The sequence below is a fragment of the Diaphorobacter sp. JS3050 genome, assembly GCF_013154915.1.
Taxonomy (GTDB): Bacteria; Pseudomonadota; Gammaproteobacteria; order Burkholderiales; family Burkholderiaceae_C; genus Diaphorobacter; species Diaphorobacter nitroreducens.
The window spans coordinates 354,365-371,067 of the sequence record NZ_CP053553.1; the positions used below are offsets into that span (position 1 = coordinate 354,365).

The 16,703-nt window shown below is 67.2% G+C and carries 18 protein-coding genes and 1 pseudogene; 13 read left to right on the top strand and 6 right to left on the bottom strand.

Annotated features, from left to right (window positions below):
• Positions 1–2: 2 nt before the first annotated feature.
• From HND92_RS01675 to HND92_RS01690, 4 genes and pseudogenes are all read left to right on the top strand, one after another.
• Entirely contained in the window at positions 3–680 is a 678-nt protein-coding gene (locus HND92_RS01675; protein WP_172205554.1) for an HAD family phosphatase, read from the top strand.
• A gap of 276 nt (positions 681–956) precedes the next feature.
• Positions 957–1,286 (top strand): KGG domain-containing protein, encoded by a 330-nt coding sequence (locus HND92_RS01680; protein WP_088888622.1) that lies wholly within the window; start codon positions 957–959, stop codon positions 1,284–1,286.
• A 212-nt stretch (positions 1,287–1,498) separates the two neighbouring features.
• Complete coding sequence (locus tag HND92_RS01685) at positions 1,499–1,960, top strand: hypothetical protein (RefSeq protein ID WP_012655393.1); 462 nt, start codon at positions 1,499–1,501, stop codon at positions 1,958–1,960.
• 64 nt (positions 1,961–2,024) lie between these two features.
• Positions 2,025–3,189: pseudogene (locus HND92_RS01690) on the top strand (zinc-dependent alcohol dehydrogenase).
• 132 nt (positions 3,190–3,321) lie between these two features.
• Here the strand turns inward: HND92_RS01690 and HND92_RS01695 are convergent.
• The 5 genes from HND92_RS01695 to HND92_RS01715 all read right to left on the bottom strand — a co-directional run bounded on the left by HND92_RS01695 (position 3,322) and on the right by HND92_RS01715 (position 7,515).
• Positions 3,322–3,831: a DUF4142 domain-containing protein gene (locus HND92_RS01695; RefSeq protein ID WP_172205556.1), complete on the bottom strand. Its 510-nt coding sequence runs from the start codon at positions 3,829–3,831 to the stop codon at positions 3,322–3,324.
• 126 nt (positions 3,832–3,957) lie between these two features.
• Positions 3,958–4,725 carry a class II glutamine amidotransferase gene (locus HND92_RS01700; RefSeq protein ID WP_011803798.1) on the bottom strand — a complete coding sequence of 256 codons (768 nt, stop codon included), beginning with the start codon at positions 4,723–4,725 and terminating at the stop codon, positions 3,958–3,960.
• A gap of 33 nt (positions 4,726–4,758) precedes the next feature.
• Complete coding sequence (locus HND92_RS01705; RefSeq protein WP_011803799.1) at positions 4,759–4,947, bottom strand: 4-oxalocrotonate tautomerase; 189 nt, start codon at positions 4,945–4,947, stop codon at positions 4,759–4,761.
• Positions 4,948–4,970: 23 nt separating this feature from the next.
• Entirely contained in the window at positions 4,971–5,207 is a 237-nt protein-coding gene (locus HND92_RS01710; protein WP_011803800.1) for a cysteine-rich CWC family protein, read from the bottom strand.
• Between the two features lie 106 nt (positions 5,208–5,313).
• Complete coding sequence (locus tag HND92_RS01715; RefSeq protein WP_172205558.1) at positions 5,314–7,515, bottom strand: malate synthase G; 2,202 nt, start codon at positions 7,513–7,515, stop codon at positions 5,314–5,316.
• A gap of 226 nt (positions 7,516–7,741) precedes the next feature.
• On the opposite strand from HND92_RS01715, the gene HND92_RS01720 reads away from it, so the two are divergent.
• From HND92_RS01720 to HND92_RS01730, 3 genes are all read left to right on the top strand, one after another.
• Positions 7,742–8,680 carry a LysR family transcriptional regulator gene (locus HND92_RS01720; RefSeq protein WP_135148174.1) on the top strand — a complete coding sequence of 313 codons (939 nt, stop codon included), beginning with the start codon at positions 7,742–7,744 and terminating at the stop codon, positions 8,678–8,680.
• Between the two features lie 91 nt (positions 8,681–8,771).
• The gene (locus tag HND92_RS01725; RefSeq protein WP_172205560.1) at positions 8,772–9,356 is read left to right on the top strand and encodes a DUF3016 domain-containing protein; all 585 of its coding nucleotides are present in this window, start codon (positions 8,772–8,774) and stop codon (positions 9,354–9,356) included.
• A 39-nt stretch (positions 9,357–9,395) separates the two neighbouring features.
• On the top strand, positions 9,396–9,851 hold the full coding sequence (locus HND92_RS01730) for a DUF2214 family protein (protein ID WP_011803804.1): 456 nt from the start codon (positions 9,396–9,398) through the stop codon (positions 9,849–9,851).
• 100 nt (positions 9,852–9,951) lie between these two features.
• On the opposite strand, the gene HND92_RS01735 is transcribed toward HND92_RS01730, so the two are convergent.
• Positions 9,952–10,284, bottom strand: coding sequence for a PsiF family protein (locus HND92_RS01735; RefSeq protein WP_172205562.1), 333 nt, complete (start codon positions 10,282–10,284; stop codon positions 9,952–9,954).
• A gap of 125 nt (positions 10,285–10,409) precedes the next feature.
• Between HND92_RS01735 and argS the strand changes: the two genes are divergently transcribed.
• The 6 genes from argS (at position 10,410) to HND92_RS01765 (ending at position 16,700) form a co-directional block, all read left to right on the top strand.
• Positions 10,410–12,113 (top strand): arginine--tRNA ligase, encoded by a 1,704-nt coding sequence (gene argS, locus HND92_RS01740; protein ID WP_172205564.1) that lies wholly within the window; start codon positions 10,410–10,412, stop codon positions 12,111–12,113.
• A 12-nt stretch (positions 12,114–12,125) separates the two neighbouring features.
• On the top strand, positions 12,126–12,752 hold the full coding sequence (locus tag HND92_RS01745) for an SPOR domain-containing protein (protein WP_172205566.1): 627 nt from the start codon (positions 12,126–12,128) through the stop codon (positions 12,750–12,752).
• 58 nt (positions 12,753–12,810) lie between these two features.
• Entirely contained in the window at positions 12,811–13,461 is a 651-nt protein-coding gene (locus HND92_RS01750; protein WP_011803808.1) for a thiol:disulfide interchange protein DsbA/DsbL, read from the top strand.
• A gap of 173 nt (positions 13,462–13,634) precedes the next feature.
• On the top strand, positions 13,635–14,294 hold the full coding sequence (gene lptA / locus HND92_RS01755; RefSeq protein WP_041838776.1) for a lipopolysaccharide transport periplasmic protein LptA: 660 nt from the start codon (positions 13,635–13,637) through the stop codon (positions 14,292–14,294).
• A gap of 23 nt (positions 14,295–14,317) precedes the next feature.
• Positions 14,318–15,070, top strand: a complete 753-nt coding sequence (lptB, locus tag HND92_RS01760; protein WP_088888621.1) for an LPS export ABC transporter ATP-binding protein — start codon at positions 14,318–14,320, stop codon at positions 15,068–15,070.
• A gap of 52 nt (positions 15,071–15,122) precedes the next feature.
• Positions 15,123–16,700, top strand: a complete 1,578-nt coding sequence (locus HND92_RS01765) for an RNA polymerase factor sigma-54 (protein WP_172205568.1) — start codon at positions 15,123–15,125, stop codon at positions 16,698–16,700.
• Positions 16,701–16,703 lie beyond the last annotated feature (3 nt).

Here is a 16,703-nt window from a genome sequence, read left to right on the forward strand (position 1 = left end):
CCATGACCTTTGAAGCCATTTTGTTTGACTGCGACGGCGTGCTGGTGGACAGCGAGCCCATCACCAACGGCGTGCTGTGCCAAATGCTGGGCGAGGCCGGCTGGCAACTGTCGCCCGACGAGTGCATGCGCTTGTTTATCGGCAAAACCGTGCGCAGCGAAACCGCCCGCATCGAAGCCGAAACCGGCCGCCCGCTCACCGACGCCTGGATGGCCGAGTTCTACGCGCGCCGCAACGCCCGCCTGCAGACCGAGCTGGTGGCCATTGCCAACGCGCCCCAGGCTGTGCACGCGGTGCATGCGCTGCTGCAGGGGCGCATTGCCTGCGCATCGGGCGCCGACCGCTTCAAGGTCGAGATGCAGCTGGCCCAGGTGGGGCTGGCACCGTACTTTGCCGGCCGCATCTTCAGCGGCCACGAAATGCCCGCCACCAAGCCCGCGCCCGACGTGTACCTGGCAGCCGCCGCATCGGTCGCCGTGCCGCCCGCGCGCTGCCTGGTGGTGGAAGACACGGTCACGGGCGTCATGGCCGGGGTGGCAGCGGGCGCCACCGTCGTGGGCTACAGCCCGTCGCCCGTGGGCCACGGCTCGCCCGATGCCCTGCGTTCCGCCGGCGCCCTGCAGGTGATGACCGACATGGCCGAGCTGCCTGTGTTGTTGCAGGCGCTGCGGGGGTTGTGAGTCGAAAGTGGCCTCAGTCCCTACGAAACAAGCGCGAGCAGCTATCAATAACGTAGTGCTTTCGCGTCCTGCCAACGGGCATTTCGACCCCCGCCAGCCGCGCCACATTCCCCAGCCCTTGTTCCCAAGGGCTTTTTTGTGGTTCCCACCGTCCATTCGTCAAGCCGCGCCTACGGACGGGTAGTCCCTAGCCTACGGTTGGCCCTTTGCAGTCCCCCGACAGTGAACTTCACACGGCAGTTTCCGTGTGACTTGTTCAACTTACCGGAGATGGAAATGGCAAACACCAATCAGGGCAACCAGAACCAAGGCAACCGCAATCAGAGCCAGGGGAGCCGGGACAACAACCAAGGGCAGTCGGGCTCGGGGCGCGGATTTGCCTCAATGGACCCCGACCGCCAGCGCGAGATCGCCGCAGAGGGGGGGCGTGCAGCGCACGCTTCGGGCAACGCCCACGAGTTCACATCGCAGGAGGCCCGCGCCGCGGGAGCCAAGAGCCATGGCGGCGGGGGCAACAACGCCTCTTCCGGCTCGGGCAATACCCGGGGCGGCAGCAGCGAGCAGCAGGCGCGCGCCGGCAGCCAGAGCCACAAGAACGACCGTTGACGTCTGGCACGGGACCGGAGGCCCGCAGTAGGCAGGGCCTTCGATCCAGCCGGTGTCCCGCGCGGGTCGGCACGCGCGCTTGAGCCCCAAGCTGTCAGCCATATAAGCGTGCTCCTACATCCCGTACGAGGGCATGTCCGCAGGATGAGACGTTTCAAACGTGATCGAACTCTGGTGGATACAGCATCTGGTCCGCACCCATAGGACTACCCATGACCACATCAACTCCCCATCCCTGGGGAACGAATCTGCAAAAAGCCCAGACCTTTCAACCGGACTGGGACAGTTACGTCGTCACGAAGGTCAAGCATGTGCGGGCGGCCTTGCTTTCCGGCATCGACACCTTCAGCGCGGAAGGCTTCACCGTGCCCATGGCCACCGGCTTCATCGAACTGACAGGGATGCGCGCTGGGTCCTTCCGCACGTTTCTGAAGATCGGGTTTTCCGAGTCCAACCGCGTCATGCTGCCGACGTTCCAACTGGTCGATAACGCCGCGGTGGGAACGCTGATCCTGCCTTCCCCCTGCTTTGGCTCCGCGCTCCAGTTCGTCAACAGTCCCATGGCCCATTTCCGCATCGGCGGCGATGGTCGCCGCAACGCGTTGGCAACGGACGTCACGCTGTTGAACAGCGCATTGATCGAAGCCGGCGAACCCGAAGGCATGGAAATCTGAAACCCCGGCGCACAGCCCGGCGCGCCGTGCGCTCGCTGTCCCCGGCCATTGACGGAGTGATCGCATGAAAGCTCTCACCTACCAAGGCGCCAAGGACGTGCGCGTGGAAAACGTGCCCGACCCCGTGCTGCTCGCACAGGACGATGTGCTGCTGCGCGTCACTGCCACGGCCATCTGCGGCTCGGATCTGCATATCTACCGGGGAAAGATCCCTGGCATGAAGGACGGCGACATCCTCGGCCATGAATTCATGGGTATCGTGGAAGAGGTGGGCCCTGCAGTGACGGCGCTGCGCCCTGGTGATCGCGTGGTGGTGCCGTTCGTCATCGCCTGCGGATCCTGCTTCTATTGCGACAAAACCCTGTTCGCGGCCTGCGAGAACACCAATCCGGGACGCGGCGCCATCCTCAACAAAAAGAACGCCACCGCGGGTGCAGGGCTGTTCGGCTACAGCCACCTCTACGGCGGTTACCCCGGCGGGCAGGCCGAGTACGTGCGGGTGCCGCACGGCAACGTCGGGCCGCTGAAGGTGCCCCAGGTGCTGAGTGACGAGCAGGTGCTTTTCCTGTCCGACATCCTTCCCACCGGCTACCAGGCGGCGGTCAATGCACAGATCGGTCCGGGCTCTTCTGTGGCGATCTTCGGCGCGGGACCGGTGGGGCTGATGAGCGCCCTGGCGGCGCGCTTCCTTGGCGCGGAGCAGGTCTTCATGGTGGACCACAACGAGTACCGGCTGCAGTTTGCCCAGGCCACGTACGGCGTGGTGCCCATCAACTTCGACAAGGACGAGGACCCGGCCGAAACCATTCTCTCGGCCACGGGTGGGCACGGCGTGGACGCCACGATCGACGCCGTAGGATTCGAGGCCAAGGGCAGCGCGCTGGAGACGGCGCTCACCGCCGTGCGGCTGGAGGGTTCCAGCGGCAAGGCGCTGCGCCAGTGCATCGCCGCGACGCGCCGCGGCGGAGTCCTCAGCGTGCCCGGGGGTCTATGCCGGCTTCATCCACGGCTTCCTCTTCGGTGACGCCTTCGAGAAGGGGCTGCCCTTCCGCATGGGGCAGACGCATGCGCAAAAGTACATGCCCCAGTTGCTGGAACACATCGCCAACGGCCGCATGCGGCCGGAGGTCATCATTTCCCACCGCATGAAGCTTGCCGATGCCGCGCGCGGCTATGAAATCTTCGAGAAGAAGGAAGAGGAGTGCCGCAAGGTGGTGTTGACGCCCTAGCGCGCTGCTACCCGCGCGTGCTGCTGCCCGCGTACGGTGAGGTCGGGCCAGGTTGGGCAGGCCACCGGCCGTCGGAGTCAGTCATCGCCTCCCTCACGCGGGTGGCGATGCGGCCACCCATGGGCCGGGCCTTCATCGCTTGATGGAAACCGCCAGGTCTTCGGCGTGGTCCTTGTGTGCCCTGAGTTTCGGCAGCGCCTTGAGGGCGAAGCTCTGGATCTCCGGATCGTCTGCGTCTTTGCCGGCCGCCTCGAACAGCGCGATATCGTTGCGGTGGTCGTTAAGGCCCACCTGCGAGAGGAATTCCTGGTCGAATTTCTGGGCCTTGGCGAGCTGGTCCAGCTGCTTTTGCTTGTCGCCAGGGAGGGTGGTGGGCAGCGCGACGCCCTTGCGCGCCGCCAAGGCCCGGAGTTCGTCGTTGGCGGCGGTGTGGTCCTTCACCAGCATCGCGCCAAACGATTTCACTTCGTTGGCCGTAGCGCGGTTCTGTGCAAGCTTGCCGGCTTGGACCTCGTAGAGCCCGCCGGTAGCGGCCTGCGTCAGGAATTCGCGGTCTTTCGTGCTGGCATCGGCATGGGCCGCTGCGGCGAGCACCAACCCGCAGGCCGCGGTCACCAGCCTGGCGGTGCAGATTTTTGGCATGGCTGTCCCCCTAGAAAAAAGGGCCAGTATCGGAACGGCCCTGCGAAGGGGCTGTCGGCCCGTGCTGGAGGGGCGGGTCAGCCGTCTCCTACCGCCACTGCAAGGCGGCTCCGCCGGCCGGGGCGCTCAGGCGGCCTGGCACTGGCCGTCCACGAACACCCGCATCTCCCCCGACTGGAAGGCGGTCCATTGCTCGTTGGAGGTCAGCGGCGCCGTGACGACCACGGCCACCTTGTCGTTGGGCGTGGTGTGCGCGGAGAAGTCCACGCGCAGGTCTTCATCGCACAGCTGGGCCTGCGAGAACGGGTGGCGGCGTTCGATGTAGTACAGGTGGGTGGACGCGTGCGCCCACAGCGCCTGCCCGTTGGACAGCAGGAAGTTGAAGGTGCCGTGGGGCGCAATGCGCGCCGCCAGCTCGCGCAGCGTCAGCGTCAGCTCCTCGATGCTCGGCATGCCCGCGTGGGACTTGCTCAGCTCTTGCATCAGCCAGCAGAACACATGCTCGCTGTCGGTGGTGCCGACCGGGTGGAAGTGCGCGTGCAGGCGCGGACGGAAGTCCTTGAGGTCGCCGTTGTGCGCAAACACCCAGTAGCGCCCCCACAGCTCGCGCACGAAGGGGTGGCAGTTTTCCAGGCTCACCACGCCCTGGGTCGCCTTGCGGATGTGGGCGATGACGTTGCGGCTCTTGATGGGGTAGCGGCGGATCAGCTCCGCCACGGGTGAATCGGTGGCACGCTCATGGTCCACGAAGTGGCGCAGCCCGCGCCCCTCGAAGAAGGCGATGCCCCAGCCGTCCGTGTGGTCGGCCGTGTTGCCGGCGCGTTGCGCAAACCCCGTGAAGCTGAAGGTCACGTCGGTGGGCGTGTTGGCATTCATGCCAAGGAGCTGGCACATGGGCGATCGGCCTGTGGTGCGTTGGAGGGCGGCTTACTGCCGGTCCAGCCAGAGCTTGCCGCCCGTGGCCCAGTTCTCGCGCTTCACGTCCGTGATCAGGATGTCCACCGACTCGGGGGAGCCCCCCAGGATTTCGACGGACACGCGCGTGATCTCCTCGACCAGCTTGCGCTTTTGCTCGACGGTGCGGCCTTCCATCATCTCGATGTGGTACGTGGGCATGGTGGTGGGATTCCGGTTGGGGTTCAGGGGTTGGGAACGACGGGTGCCGGGGCCTGCGGCGCAGCGGGCTCTTCGCGTGCACACAGCGGGCAGATGCACGCGCGGCCGCGCGCCTCGGCGGGCAGGCGCGCCAGTGCGTCGCGCGAAACGCTCTCGTGCATGCACCAGCATTGCTGCGCCGGCAACCCGGCGGCCACGGCGCAACCGTTGGATTGGCCGCACAGCGGGCAGCGCGTGGTGGAGGGAGCGGTGGTGGGCATGGGGGAGAGTGTACGAAAGCACAACGGCACCCGTGGGTGCCGTTGTGGTCAAAATGGCCCCTGGCGCCCGTCCATCAAGCGCTAGCAGCTATTGTTTGAATAGCAATCAAGCCTTCTTCTGCGCGGCCTTCACCTTCTGGCGCCAGGCGTGCAGCAGCGGCTCGGTGTAGCCGCTGGGCTGCTCTACGCCCTTGAACACCAGGTCGCAGGCGGCCTGGTAGGCCATGGACTCGGCAAAGCGGCCGTGCATGCGCTGGTACAGCGGGTCGCCGCTGTTTTGCTGGTCCACCTTGGCGGCCATGCGCTCGAACGTGGCGCGTACCTGCCCTTCGGTCACCACGCCGTGCAGCAGCCAGTTGGCCACGTGCTGGCTGGAGATGCGCAGCGTGGCGCGGTCTTCCATCAAGCCGATGTCGTTGATGTCCGGCACCTTGGAGCAGCCCACGCCCTGGTCGATCCAGCGCACCACGTAGCCCAGGATGCCCTGGATGTTGTTGTCCAGCTCCTGCTGCTTTTCGGTCTCGCTCCAGTTCGGGTTGCTGCTCACGGGCACGGTGAGCAGGCCGGTCAGCAGGTTGTCGCGCTCGGCCTCGGCGTCCACCTTCAGCAGCTCGGCCTGCACGGCGGCCACGTTGACCTGGTGGTAGTGCAGCGCGTGCAGCGTGGCGCCCGTGGGGTTGGGCACCCAGGCGGTGTTGGCGCCGGCCTTGGGATGGGCGATCTTCTGCTCCAGCATGGCCTTCATCAGGTCGGGCGCGGCCCACATGCCCTTGCCGATCTGCGCGCGGCCGGACAGGCCCATGGACAGGCCCACCAGCACGTTGTTGCGCTCGTAGGCCTGGATCCAGGCGCTGCTCTTCATGTCGCCCTTGCGGATCATGGGGCCGGCCTGCATGGCGGTGTGTATCTCGTCGCCGGTGCGGTCCAGGAAGCCGGTGTTGATGAAGGCCACGCGCGCCGGAGCGGCGGCAATGCAGGCCTTCAGGTTCACGCTGGTGCGGCGCTCTTCGTCCATGATGCCCAGCTTCACGGTGTTGGCGGGCAGGCCCAGCACCTGCTCCACGCGGCCGAACAATTCGTTGGCAAACGCCACTTCGGCCGGGCCGTGCATCTTGGGCTTGACGATGTAGACGCTGCCCGTGCGGCTGTTGCGGATGCCACCCGCGCCACCCTTGAGGTCGTGGATGGCGATGGCCGTGGTGACCATGGCGTCCAGGATGCCCTCGGGAATTTCCTTGCCCTCGCCGCCCCACAGGATGGCGGGGTTGGTCATCAGATGCCCCACGTTGCGCACGAACATCAGCGAGCGGCCGTGCAGCTTCACGGGCTTGCCGTCGGCGCCGGTGTATTCGCGGTCGGGGTTCAGGCCGCGCGTGACCTGCTTGCCGCCTTTGTCGAAGGTGTCGGTCAGCGTGCCCTTGAGGATGCCCAGCCAGTTGCTGTAGCACAGCACCTTGTCTTCGGCGTCCACGGCGGCCACGGAGTCTTCCAGGTCCAGGATGGTGGACAGCGCAGCTTCCACCACCACGTCGGCCACGCCGGCGGCGTCGCCCTTGCCGATGGGGGTGTTGCGGTCCACGCGGATGTCGATGTGCAGGCCGTTGTTCACCAGCAGCACGGACGATGGCTCGGCCGCATTGCCCTGGTAGCCCACGAACTGGGCCGCGTTCTTCAGGCCGGTGGTGGCACCGCCCTGGAGCGTGACGGCCAGCGTGCCGCCCTCTACCTTGTAGGCCGTGGCGTCCTTGTGCGAGCCGCTGGCCAGCGGGGCCGCCTGGTCCAGAAAGTCGCGTGCGAATGCGATGACCTTGGCGCCACGCACGGGGTTGTAGCCCTTGCCCTTCTCCGCGCCGCCTTCTTCGCCGATCACGTCGGTGCCGTACAGCGCGTCATACAGCGAGCCCCAGCGCGCGTTGGCGGCGTTCAGGGCGTAGCGTGCGTTCAGGATGGGCACCACCAGCTGTGGGCCGGCCTGGATGGCCAGCTCGGCATCCACGTTGGTGGTGGTGGCCTGCGCGCCCTTGGGGGGCTCGACCAGGTAGCCGATCTGGCTCAGGAAGGCGCGGTAGCCTGCCATGTCCTGGATGGGGCCCGGGTTGGCCTTGTGCCAGGTGTCCAGTTCCTTTTGCAGGCGGTCGCGTTCGGCCAGCAGGGCCGCGTTCTTGGGCGCCAGGTCGGCCACGAGGGCATCGAAGCCCTTCCAGAAGGCGGCCGGCTCGACGCCGGTGCCCGGCAGCACCTGCTCGTTGATGAAGGCGTGCAGTTCGTTGGCCACCTGCAGGCCGTGGACGTGGGTACGTGCGGTCATGAGAAACCCCCTAGCGGTAATTGAAAAGCCGTGGCCCATGGAGGAGCCTTGCATGCCACTGTATTGGAAATATTTCCATTAATAAATCGCGCACATATCTCTTAACCAATGACTTTTTTGCAAAGGTTGGCACACTCCGCATGGGGAGTACGGTGCGTGCTTTCATGAAATTGATAGCTGCTTGCGCTTGCTGTATAAGGCTTGAAGCCTGATTTGGCTTGTATTCATGGACAAACTCAAAGCGTTCGAGTCATTCGTGTCGGTGGCCACGCGGGGCAGTCTCACCGCCGCCGCCAAGGCCGAGGGCGTGGCCCCGGCCATCATGGGGCGGCGCCTGGACGCGCTGGAGGAGCACCTGGGCGTGAAGCTGCTGGTGCGCACCACGCGGCGCATCTCGCTCACGCACGAGGGCAGCGCCTTTCTGGAGGACTGCCAGCGCCTGCTGTCCGACGTGGCCAACGCCGAGGCCAGCGTATCCGCCGGCGGCGTGAAGGCCACGGGGCATCTGCGCGTCACTGCGCCCGCCGGCTTTGGCCGGCGCCATGTGGCGCCCCTGGTGCCGCGCTTTCATGACCTGCACCCCGAGGTGACCCTCTCGCTGAACCTGAGCGACCGCGTGGTGGACCTGGCAGGCGAGGGCTACGACTGCGCCGTGCGCGTGGGCGACCTGCCCGACTCGTCCCTGGTCAGCGTGCGCATGGCGGACAACCGTCGCCTGTGCGTGGCCACGCCCCAGTACCTGCAGCGGCGCGGCACGCCCACCCACCCGGGCGAGTTGGCCCAGCACGACTGCCTGACCCTCTCCAGCGATGCCTCGCAAACGCGCGGCTGGGCGTTTCGCGTGCCGGTGGCCGGCGGCGCTGGTGCCACCGAGGTCGTGCACTTCAAGCCCGGCGGGCCCCTCGATTGTTCCGACGGCCAGGTACTGCACGACTGGTGCCTGGGCGGCTGGGGCATCGCCTGGCGCAGCACCTGGGAGGTGGAGTCCGAGATCGCGGCCGGCCGCCTGGTGGCGGTGCTGGAGGAGTTCGCCGCGCCGCCCAACGGCATCTATGTCGTCTTTCCCCAGCGCAAGCACCTGCCGCTGCGCGTGCGGCTGTGGATCGAGTACCTGAAGCATCATTACGCGCAGCCCGAATTCTGGGCACGGCCCGCCTCTGTCTGACATGAACGCGGGGCACAATGCCGCGGCATTCCTCCCGCCCGGCCCCCATCATGCCGGGGCCGTACGCACGGCCCACCATACAGGAGCTTTCATGCGCATTCCCGTTCTTTCTGTTCTCCCCGCGTTGCCCGCCGCTCGCTGGATGCTGGCCGTCATGGCGCTGGCCCTGGTCGCCGGCTGCGCCTTGCCCGCCCGGCACGCGGAAACCACGCCGCGCGCGCACGGGGTGCCGGCCGGCATGGTCAGTGTCACCTACGCGGATCCGGCCGGCTTTGCCGAGGCGCGCGAGCAAACCCCGCACGAGCCCGCCGCGGCCCGGCGTGCCTGGATGGATGCGCTGTGCGAGCACCTGGCCGAGCGCGTGGCCGCAGCCTTGCCGGAGGGCGAGCGCGCGGAGGTGCACATCACCGACGTGCGCCGCGCCGGTGCATTCGAGCCCGCGGCGGGGGCCACCGCCCAGGCGGTGCGCGTGGTGCGCGACGTGCATCCGCCGCGCATCGCGCTGGAGTTCAAGCGCCTCTCGCCCGACGGCCGCACCCTGGCCGAAGGCAGTCGCACGCTGCCGGGCTTGGCATTCCAGATGCGCGGGGACCGCTATACTGGCGACAAGCTGCGCCACGAAAAGACGCTGATCGACGATTGGGTGGCGCAGGAGTTCTCCGCGCGCCGCCCCTGACCTGTGCGCGCCGCGCGTACCTCTGCCGAAAGGAAACCCGTGACCACCGAAGCCCTGCTCGCCTATGCCCACATCTTGGCCTTCCTCATGGCCGCCACCTTCCTTGCCAGCGAGACCGCGCTGTGCCGCAAGGAGTGGATGAACGCGGCCGCAGTCGAGCGGCTGGCGCGGGTGGACATGCTGTACGGTATCTCGGCGCTGCTGGTGCTGGCCACGGGCTTGGCGCGCACCTGGTGGGGCATGAAGGGCGGAGCGTGGTACTGGTCGCAGCCGCTGCTGCATGCCAAGGTCACGTTGTTCGTGGTGATCGGGCTGATGTCCATCGTCCCGACCATGCGCTTCCTGCGCTGGCGCCGAGCGGTGCGCGCCGGCGGCGCGCTGCCCTCGGATGACCAGGTGCGCAGCACGCGCCGTCTGGTGATGATCGAGGCCCATCTGCTGGCGCTGATTCCGCTGTTGGCCGTCTTCCTGGCACGCGGCGTGGGCACGCGCTGAGCGCCGAGGGAAGGGCAAAAAAAGAAACCCCGCGGGCGGCAGGCGCGCGGGGTTTGCTCGTGCAGGCCCGATGGGCGGGCCCGTGCGGTGCGTCGGTCCTTTAGCTGGCCGCGCCGCTCAGGCACTCTTTCATGAAGGCCTTGCGGGCGTCGCCCTTGAGGTTCTTCGCACCGGCGTCCGCGTTGCAGCTCTTCATCTTGTCCTGCTGGGTGGACGCCTTGTTGCCGCTCAGGCACTCCTTCATGAAAGCTTTGCGTTCGTCGCCCTTGAGGTTCTTGGCGCCGGCGTCGGCATTGCAGGTCTTCATGCGCGTCTGCTGCGCCGTGGGCGCCTTGGCGGGGGCAGAGGCGCCGGTCGCGGGGGCGTCCGCAGCGTGTGCGGCGAACGAAAGGGCAAAGCCGGCAGCGGCCAACAGGGGAAGCAGTTTCTTCATGTAATGCTCCTGCAAAAAAGGAAAAGGTGAATGCGCCCGTCGGCAACGCAGTGCCCCACGGGCCACCCAGCATAACGCCGGGCGGTCACGAATGGATGACGGGTCGGCCCGTAGAATCCGCCCCCATGCTCTCCGTCAAACAGGAATTGCTCGCGGCGCTGGCCGACGAGCTGGAAAAGGTGTCGCCCGGCGCAGGCAGCCGCGCGGCCTTCGAATCTCCCAAGGTCGCTGCCCATGGCGACCTCGCGTGCACGGCCGCCATGCAGCTGGCCAAGCCCCTCAAGCAGAATCCCCGCGCACTGGGTGAACAGCTACAGGCCGCGCTGGAGGCCACGCCCGCGTTCCAAAAATGGGTGCAGGCCATCGAGATCGCCGGCCCCGGTTTTCTGAACATCCGCCTCAAGCCCGCCGCCAAGCAGCAGGTGGTGCACGAGGTGCTGGCGCAAGGCGCGCAATATGGCTACCAGCCGGCGCGCGGCGAGAAAGTCCTGGTGGAGTTCGTCTCCGCCAACCCCACCGGGCCGCTGCACGTCGGTCACGGCCGCCAGGCCGCCATCGGCGACGCCATCAGCCATCTGTACGCCACCCAGGGCTGGAGCGTGCACCGCGAGTTCTATTACAACGACGCGGGCGTGCAGATCGACACCCTCACCAAGAGCACGCAACTGCGCGCCAAGGGCTTCAAGCCGGGGGATGACTGCTGGCCCACCGACGCGGACAACCCGCTGGCCAAGAATTTCTACAACGGCGACTACATCCAGGACATCGCCGACGCCTTCCTCGCCAAGTCCACCGTCCAGGCCGATGACCGCGCGTTCACGGCGAATGGCGATGTCGAGGATTACGAGAACATCCGCCAGTTCGCCGTGGCCTACCTGCGCAATGAGCAGGACAAGGATCTGCAGGCCTTCAACCTCCAGTTCGACCAGTACTACCTGGAGTCCAGCCTCTACGCCAACGGCCATGTGGACGCTACCGTGCAGCGCCTCGTCGCCAACGGCAAGACCTACGAGCAGGACGGCGCGCTGTGGCTCAAGTCCACCGACTACGGGGACGACAAGGACCGCGTCATGCGCAAGCAGGACGGCACGTACACCTACTTCGTGCCTGACGTGGCCTACCACATCCAGAAGTTCCAGCGCGGCTTCACCAAGGTGGTGAACATCCAGGGCACGGACCACCACGGCACCATCGCGCGCGTGCGCGCCGGCCTGCAGGCGGCGGACGTGGGCATCCCCCAGGGCTACCCCGACTACGTGCTGCATACCATGGTGCGCGTGGTGCGCAATGGCGAGGAGGTCAAGATCAGCAAGCGCGCCGGCAGTTACGTGACGCTGCGCGACCTGATCGAGTGGACCAGCAAGGACGCGGTGCGTTTCTTCCTGCTGTCGCGCAAGCCCGACACCGAATACACCTTCGACGTCGACCTGGCCGTGGCGCAGAACAACGACAACCCCGTGTATTACGTGCAGTACGCCCATGCGCGCATCTGCTCGGTGCTGCGCGGCTGGCGCGAGGACTACGACGTGGCCGCGCTGCGCGATGTGGACCTGTCGCCGCTGGAAGGCCCGCAGGCCCAGGCGCTGATGCTGCTGCTCGCCAAGTATCCCGAGATGCTCACCGCGGCCGCGGCCGGCAATGCGCCGCACGACGTGACCTTCTACCTGCGCGACCTGGCTGCCGCCTACCACAGCTATTACGACGCCGAACGCATTCTGGTGGACGACGAGACCGTCAAGCAGGCGCGGCTGGCGCTCGTCGCCGCCACAGCGCAGGTATTGCACAATGGATTGGCGGTGCTGGGCGTGTCTGCGCCAGCCAGAATGTAAGTGACCACTGATATGAAGAAACAGCAACGCGGCGGCACCATCGTGGGCTTCATCCTCGGGGTGGTCGTGGGCCTGGGAGCCGCGCTGGCCGTGGCCGTGTATGTGACCAAGGTGCCCGTGCCCTTCCTGAACAAGAGCACGCCGCGTGCGTCCGAGCAGGACGAGGCCACGAAGAACAAGAACTGGGACCCCAACGCGCCGCTGTACGGCAAGAACCCTGCGCGCCCCGCTGCGCCGGCTGCCGTTCCCGCGTCCGACACCGCGACCGCCGCAGCCCAGCCTGCGTCGGGTCCGCGGGCGGCGGCCAGCCGGCCCGGCGCGGCACCGACGTCGGCCGACCCGCTGGGCGACCTGGCCCGCGCGAAGGCCAACGCGGCGCCCGCTCCCGCGACCAGTGCCGATCCTTTCGAGTACTTCGTGCAGGCGGGCGCGTTCCGCACCCAGCAGGATGCCGATGCGCAGCGCGCCAAGCTGGCCATGCTGGGCTGGGAGGCGCGCGTCAGCGAGCGTGAGCAGAACGGCCGCACGGTGTTCCGCGTGCGCGTGGGCCCGTTCGGCAAGCGTGACGACGCCGAGTCGCTGAAGGAAAAACTCGATGGCGCGGGGGTGGAGTCCGCGCTGGTCCGGGTGCAGCGCTGAACTTTTGCCCGCGCTGGCGCTCACAACCCTCCATGCTGTCCAGGAGTGATCCCAACCTATGAAACGCCGTGAGTTTTCTCTGACCGTCGCCTCCGCGGCCACCGCCCTGAGCCTGCCGCTGGCGGCGCCCGCATTGGCGCAAGGCCGCCAGTTCAAGGAAGGCAAGGACTACGTCAAGCTGGGCAAGCCCGTCGCAACCGAGGCACCTGCCGGGAAGATCGAAGTTATCGAGTTCTTCTGGTACAGCTGCCCGCACTGCAATACGTTCGAGCCTTCGCTGGAGGCCTGGATCAAGTCGGCGCCCAAGGACCTGCACATCCGCCGCGTGCCCGTGGCGTTCAATGCGAGCTTCGTGCCGCAGCAAAAGCTCTACTACGCGCTGGAAGGCATGGGCAAGCTGCCCGAGCTGCATGCGAAGGTGTTCCGCGCGGTGCACGTGGAACGCCTGCCGCTGAACAAGGACGAGCTGATCTTCGACTGGATCGGCAAGCAGGGCGTGGACGTGGCGAAGTTCAAGGAGGTCTACAACTCCTTCACCGTATCCAACCAGGTACGCAAGGCGTCGCAGCTGCAGGACGGCTACCAGGTCGAAGGCGTGCCCTCCATGGGAGTGGCCGGCCGCTACTACACCGACGGCACCATGGCCGGCAACATGCAAAGCGTGCTGCAGGTGGTGGAGCACCTGGTTGGCGTAGCGCGCAAGGGCTGAAGCGCCCCGCCGCCACCAGCGACAAGCGCGCCTACGGGCGCGCTTTTTTCATGCCTGCGCACCGGTTGGCGCGGCGGCATGACAGCCGGTGGCAGGCCTGTACGGGTTGATGCGATCCACTGCGGCGGCGGCGCGCTTGCGTCAGTACAATGACCGCAAGATTCGTGCCCTCTATGAGAACCCGATTGCCCTTCCTCCTCCTGTCCCGCGCCGCAGCGCTGGCCCTGGCGCTGGCTGCATCGCCGCTGGTGCATGCCGAAAAAGCCGACCGCAACAAGCCCATGAACATCGAGGCCGATGCCCTGCGCCACGATGAGCTCAAGCAGACCAGCGTTTTCACCGGCCGTGTCGTCATGACCAAGGGCACCATCGTGCTGCGCGGCGCGCAGCTGGAGGTGCGCCAGGATGCCGACGGCTTCCAGTACGGTGTGGTGACGGCCGAGCCGGGCAAGCGCGCTTTTTTCCGGCAAAAACGTGACACCGCGCCGGGCGCGCCCGACGAGTTCGTCGAGGGCGAGGGCGAGGTCATCGAATACGACGGCCGCGCCGACGTGGTGAAGCTCATCCGCCGCGCCGAGCTGCGCCGCTACCGCGAGGCCACACTGACCGACGAGCTGGCCGGCGCCCTCATCGTCTACAACAACCTCACGGACGTGTTCACCGTGGACGGGCAGAAGACCGCGCCCGCCGGCGCCACTGCCGGCACGCCGGGCGGCCGGGTGCGGGCGGTGCTCGCGCCCAAGGAGCCTGCCTCGGGCACCAGCGCCACGCCGCCCGTGCGCACCGAGCCGCCCGCGCTGCGTACCAGCCCCAGCCTGGACGGCGCAAAGTGAGCGCGGCCTTGGACGATGCGCGCATGAGCGAAGGCGTCAGCCGCCTGGAGGCGCTGCACCTGGAGAAGTCCTACGGCAGCCGCAAGGTGGTCAAGGACGTGTCCGTGGTCGTGCAAAAGGGCGAGGTGGTGGGCCTATTGGGCCCCAACGGCGCCGGCAAGACCACGTCGTTCTACATGATCGTCGGCCTGGTGCGCAGCGACGGCGGCCGCATCAGCATCGACGGGCAGGACGTGACGGACATGCCCATCCACCGGCGCTCGCGGCTGGGCCTGTCGTACCTGCCGCAGGAAGCCTCGATCTTTCGCAAGCTCAATGTCGAAGACAACGTGCGCGCGGTGCTGGAGCTGCAGACCGACGAGGCCGGCCGCACCCTGCCGCGCGCCGAGGTGGAGCGGCGCCTGACCGCGCTGCTGCAGGAGCTGCGCGTGGACCACCTGCGCAAGTCGCCTGCACTGGCGCTGTCGGGCGGCGAGCGCCGGCGCGTGGAGATCGCGCGCGCGCTGGCCACGCAGCCGCGCTTCATCCTGCTGGATGAGCCCTTCGCCGGCATCGACCCGATCGCCGTGATCGAGATCCAGCGCATCATTGGCTTTCTCAAGGCGCGCGGCATTGGCGTGCTGATCACCGACCACAACGTGCGTGAGACGCTGGGCATCTGCGACCACGCCTTCATCATCAGCGACGGCCAGGTGCTGGCTCAGGGTACGCCGTCGGACATCGTCGACAACGCGGAAGTGCGCCGGGTGTACCTGGGCGAGCACTTCCGCATGTGAGAGTGATGGGCGACCACGGCGCGATGCAGGACCAGACAGTGGGTTGCAGGCCATGAAGCCCGGCCTGTCGCTGCGCGTCTCGCAGCACCTGGCGCTCACACCGCAGCTGCAGCAGTCGATCCGCCTGCTGCAGCTGTCCACGCTGGAGCTGGCCCAGGAGGTCGAGCAGATGCTCGACGAGAACCCCTTCCTGGAGCGCACGCTGGAAGAGGCCCCGCGCGAGGAGTTCGGCCTGGCCCAGGCCGATGCACCGGTGAGCGAGCAAGACCGCGAAGCCGAAGATGCTATTTATTCAGGAGCTGTCAGCGCAGGACAGGAAAGCGCTACAAGCCAAAATGATGCAGAAACCTCCACCGCCGAAACGACGGCCGAACCCGCGGACTGGGAAGGCGACGGCTCGGTAGACCTGGCGCCCGACGACAGCGAGTGGGGCGGCGACGCCCCGGCGCGCAACGGTGCCGGCGCGGGGAGCGACGACGAGGTGGACGCCACCGAGCTGGCCCGCAGCCAGGAGTCGCTCACGGCCTTCCTGCACCGCCAGGCGCTGGCGCTGCGCCTGTCCGAGCTGGACATGGCCGCGCTGCGCTTCCTCATCGAATCGCTGAACGACGACGGCTACCTGGACGAGCCGCTGCAGGACCTGGCCGCCAGCCTGGCGGGCACCGAAGACCCCGAGCAACTCGATGAACTGGTGCACCGTTTCACCGTGGCGCTGGGCCTGCTGCAAAGCCTGGAGCCCGCAGGCGTGGGCGCGCGCGGACTGGCCGAATGCCTCACGCTGCAGTTGCGCGCGATGGACCAGGACGAAGAGGGCGACCCCGACGTGATCCAGGCCGCGCTGGCCATTTGCGGCCAGCCGCTGGACCTGCTGGCCAAGCGCGACGTGCGCCGCCTGGCGCAGGCCTGCGGCACCAGCGAAGAGCGCACGCGTGCCGCGATGGCCTTGATCGCACGGCTGGAGCCACGTCCGGGCAGGCGCTTTGCCGACGTGGACCGCAACATCATCGTGCCCGACGTGATCGTCAAGAAAACTGGCCGCGGCGGACAGCAGAACTTCAGCGTGCAGCTCAACCCGGACGTGATGCCGCGTCTGCGCGTGCACGACATCTACGCCGGTGCGTTGCGCGGCGGCCGTGGCGAAGGCCACCAGGCGCTGCAGGCACGGCTGCAGGAGGCGCGCTGGTTCATCAAGAACATCCAGCAGCGTTTTGACACCATCCTGCGCGTGTCGCGCGCCATCGTGGAGCGGCAGAAGAACTTCTTCGTGCATGGCGAACTGGCCATGCGCCCGCTGGTGCTGCGCGACATTGCCGATGAACTGGGCCTGCACGAGTCCACCATCAGCCGCGTGACCACCGCCAAGTACATGGCCACGCCGCAAGGCACCTACGAACTCAAGTATTTCTTCGGCTCGGGGCTGGGCACCGAAACCGGCGGCAACGCCTCCAGTACGGCCGTGCGCGCGCTCATCAAGCAGTTCATCGCGGCCGAGAACCCGCACAAGCCGCTGTCGGACAGCCAGATCGCCGAGATGCTCAAGGAGCAGGGCATTGAATGTGCGCGCCGCACCGTGGCCAAATACCGTGAGGCGCTCAAGATCGCCCCGGCCAACCTCCGCAAGGCACTTTGAACC

Excerpts from the sequence above, each read along its gene's own strand:
- HND92_RS01675 (WP_172205554.1), top strand. The coding sequence starts at position 3 with ATGACCTTTGAAGCCATTTTGTTTGACTGCGACGGCGTGCTGGTGGAC.
- HND92_RS01680 (WP_088888622.1), top strand. The coding sequence starts at position 957 with ATGGCAAACACCAATCAGGGCAACCAGAACCAAGGCAACCGCAATCAG.
- HND92_RS01685 (WP_012655393.1), top strand. The coding sequence starts at position 1,499 with ATGACCACATCAACTCCCCATCCCTGGGGAACGAATCTGCAAAAAGCC.
- HND92_RS01695 (WP_172205556.1), bottom strand. The coding sequence starts at position 3,831 with ATGCCAAAAATCTGCACCGCCAGGCTGGTGACCGCGGCCTGCGGGTTG.
- HND92_RS01700 (WP_011803798.1), bottom strand. The coding sequence starts at position 4,725 with ATGTGCCAGCTCCTTGGCATGAATGCCAACACGCCCACCGACGTGACC.
- HND92_RS01705 (WP_011803799.1), bottom strand. The coding sequence starts at position 4,947 with ATGCCCACGTACCACATCGAGATGATGGAAGGCCGCACCGTCGAGCAA.
- HND92_RS01710 (WP_011803800.1), bottom strand. The coding sequence starts at position 5,207 with ATGCCCACCACCGCTCCCTCCACCACGCGCTGCCCGCTGTGCGGCCAA.
- HND92_RS01715 (WP_172205558.1), bottom strand. The coding sequence starts at position 7,515 with ATGACCGCACGTACCCACGTCCACGGCCTGCAGGTGGCCAACGAACTG.
- HND92_RS01720 (WP_135148174.1), top strand. The coding sequence starts at position 7,742 with ATGGACAAACTCAAAGCGTTCGAGTCATTCGTGTCGGTGGCCACGCGG.
- HND92_RS01725 (WP_172205560.1), top strand. The coding sequence starts at position 8,772 with ATGCGCATTCCCGTTCTTTCTGTTCTCCCCGCGTTGCCCGCCGCTCGC.
- HND92_RS01735 (WP_172205562.1), bottom strand. The coding sequence starts at position 10,284 with ATGAAGAAACTGCTTCCCCTGTTGGCCGCTGCCGGCTTTGCCCTTTCG.
- argS (WP_172205564.1), top strand. The coding sequence starts at position 10,410 with ATGCTCTCCGTCAAACAGGAATTGCTCGCGGCGCTGGCCGACGAGCTG.
- HND92_RS01745 (WP_172205566.1), top strand. The coding sequence starts at position 12,126 with ATGAAGAAACAGCAACGCGGCGGCACCATCGTGGGCTTCATCCTCGGG.
- HND92_RS01750 (WP_011803808.1), top strand. The coding sequence starts at position 12,811 with ATGAAACGCCGTGAGTTTTCTCTGACCGTCGCCTCCGCGGCCACCGCC.
- lptA (WP_041838776.1), top strand. The coding sequence starts at position 13,635 with ATGAGAACCCGATTGCCCTTCCTCCTCCTGTCCCGCGCCGCAGCGCTG.
- lptB (WP_088888621.1), top strand. The coding sequence starts at position 14,318 with ATGAGCGAAGGCGTCAGCCGCCTGGAGGCGCTGCACCTGGAGAAGTCC.
- HND92_RS01765 (WP_172205568.1), top strand. The coding sequence starts at position 15,123 with ATGAAGCCCGGCCTGTCGCTGCGCGTCTCGCAGCACCTGGCGCTCACA.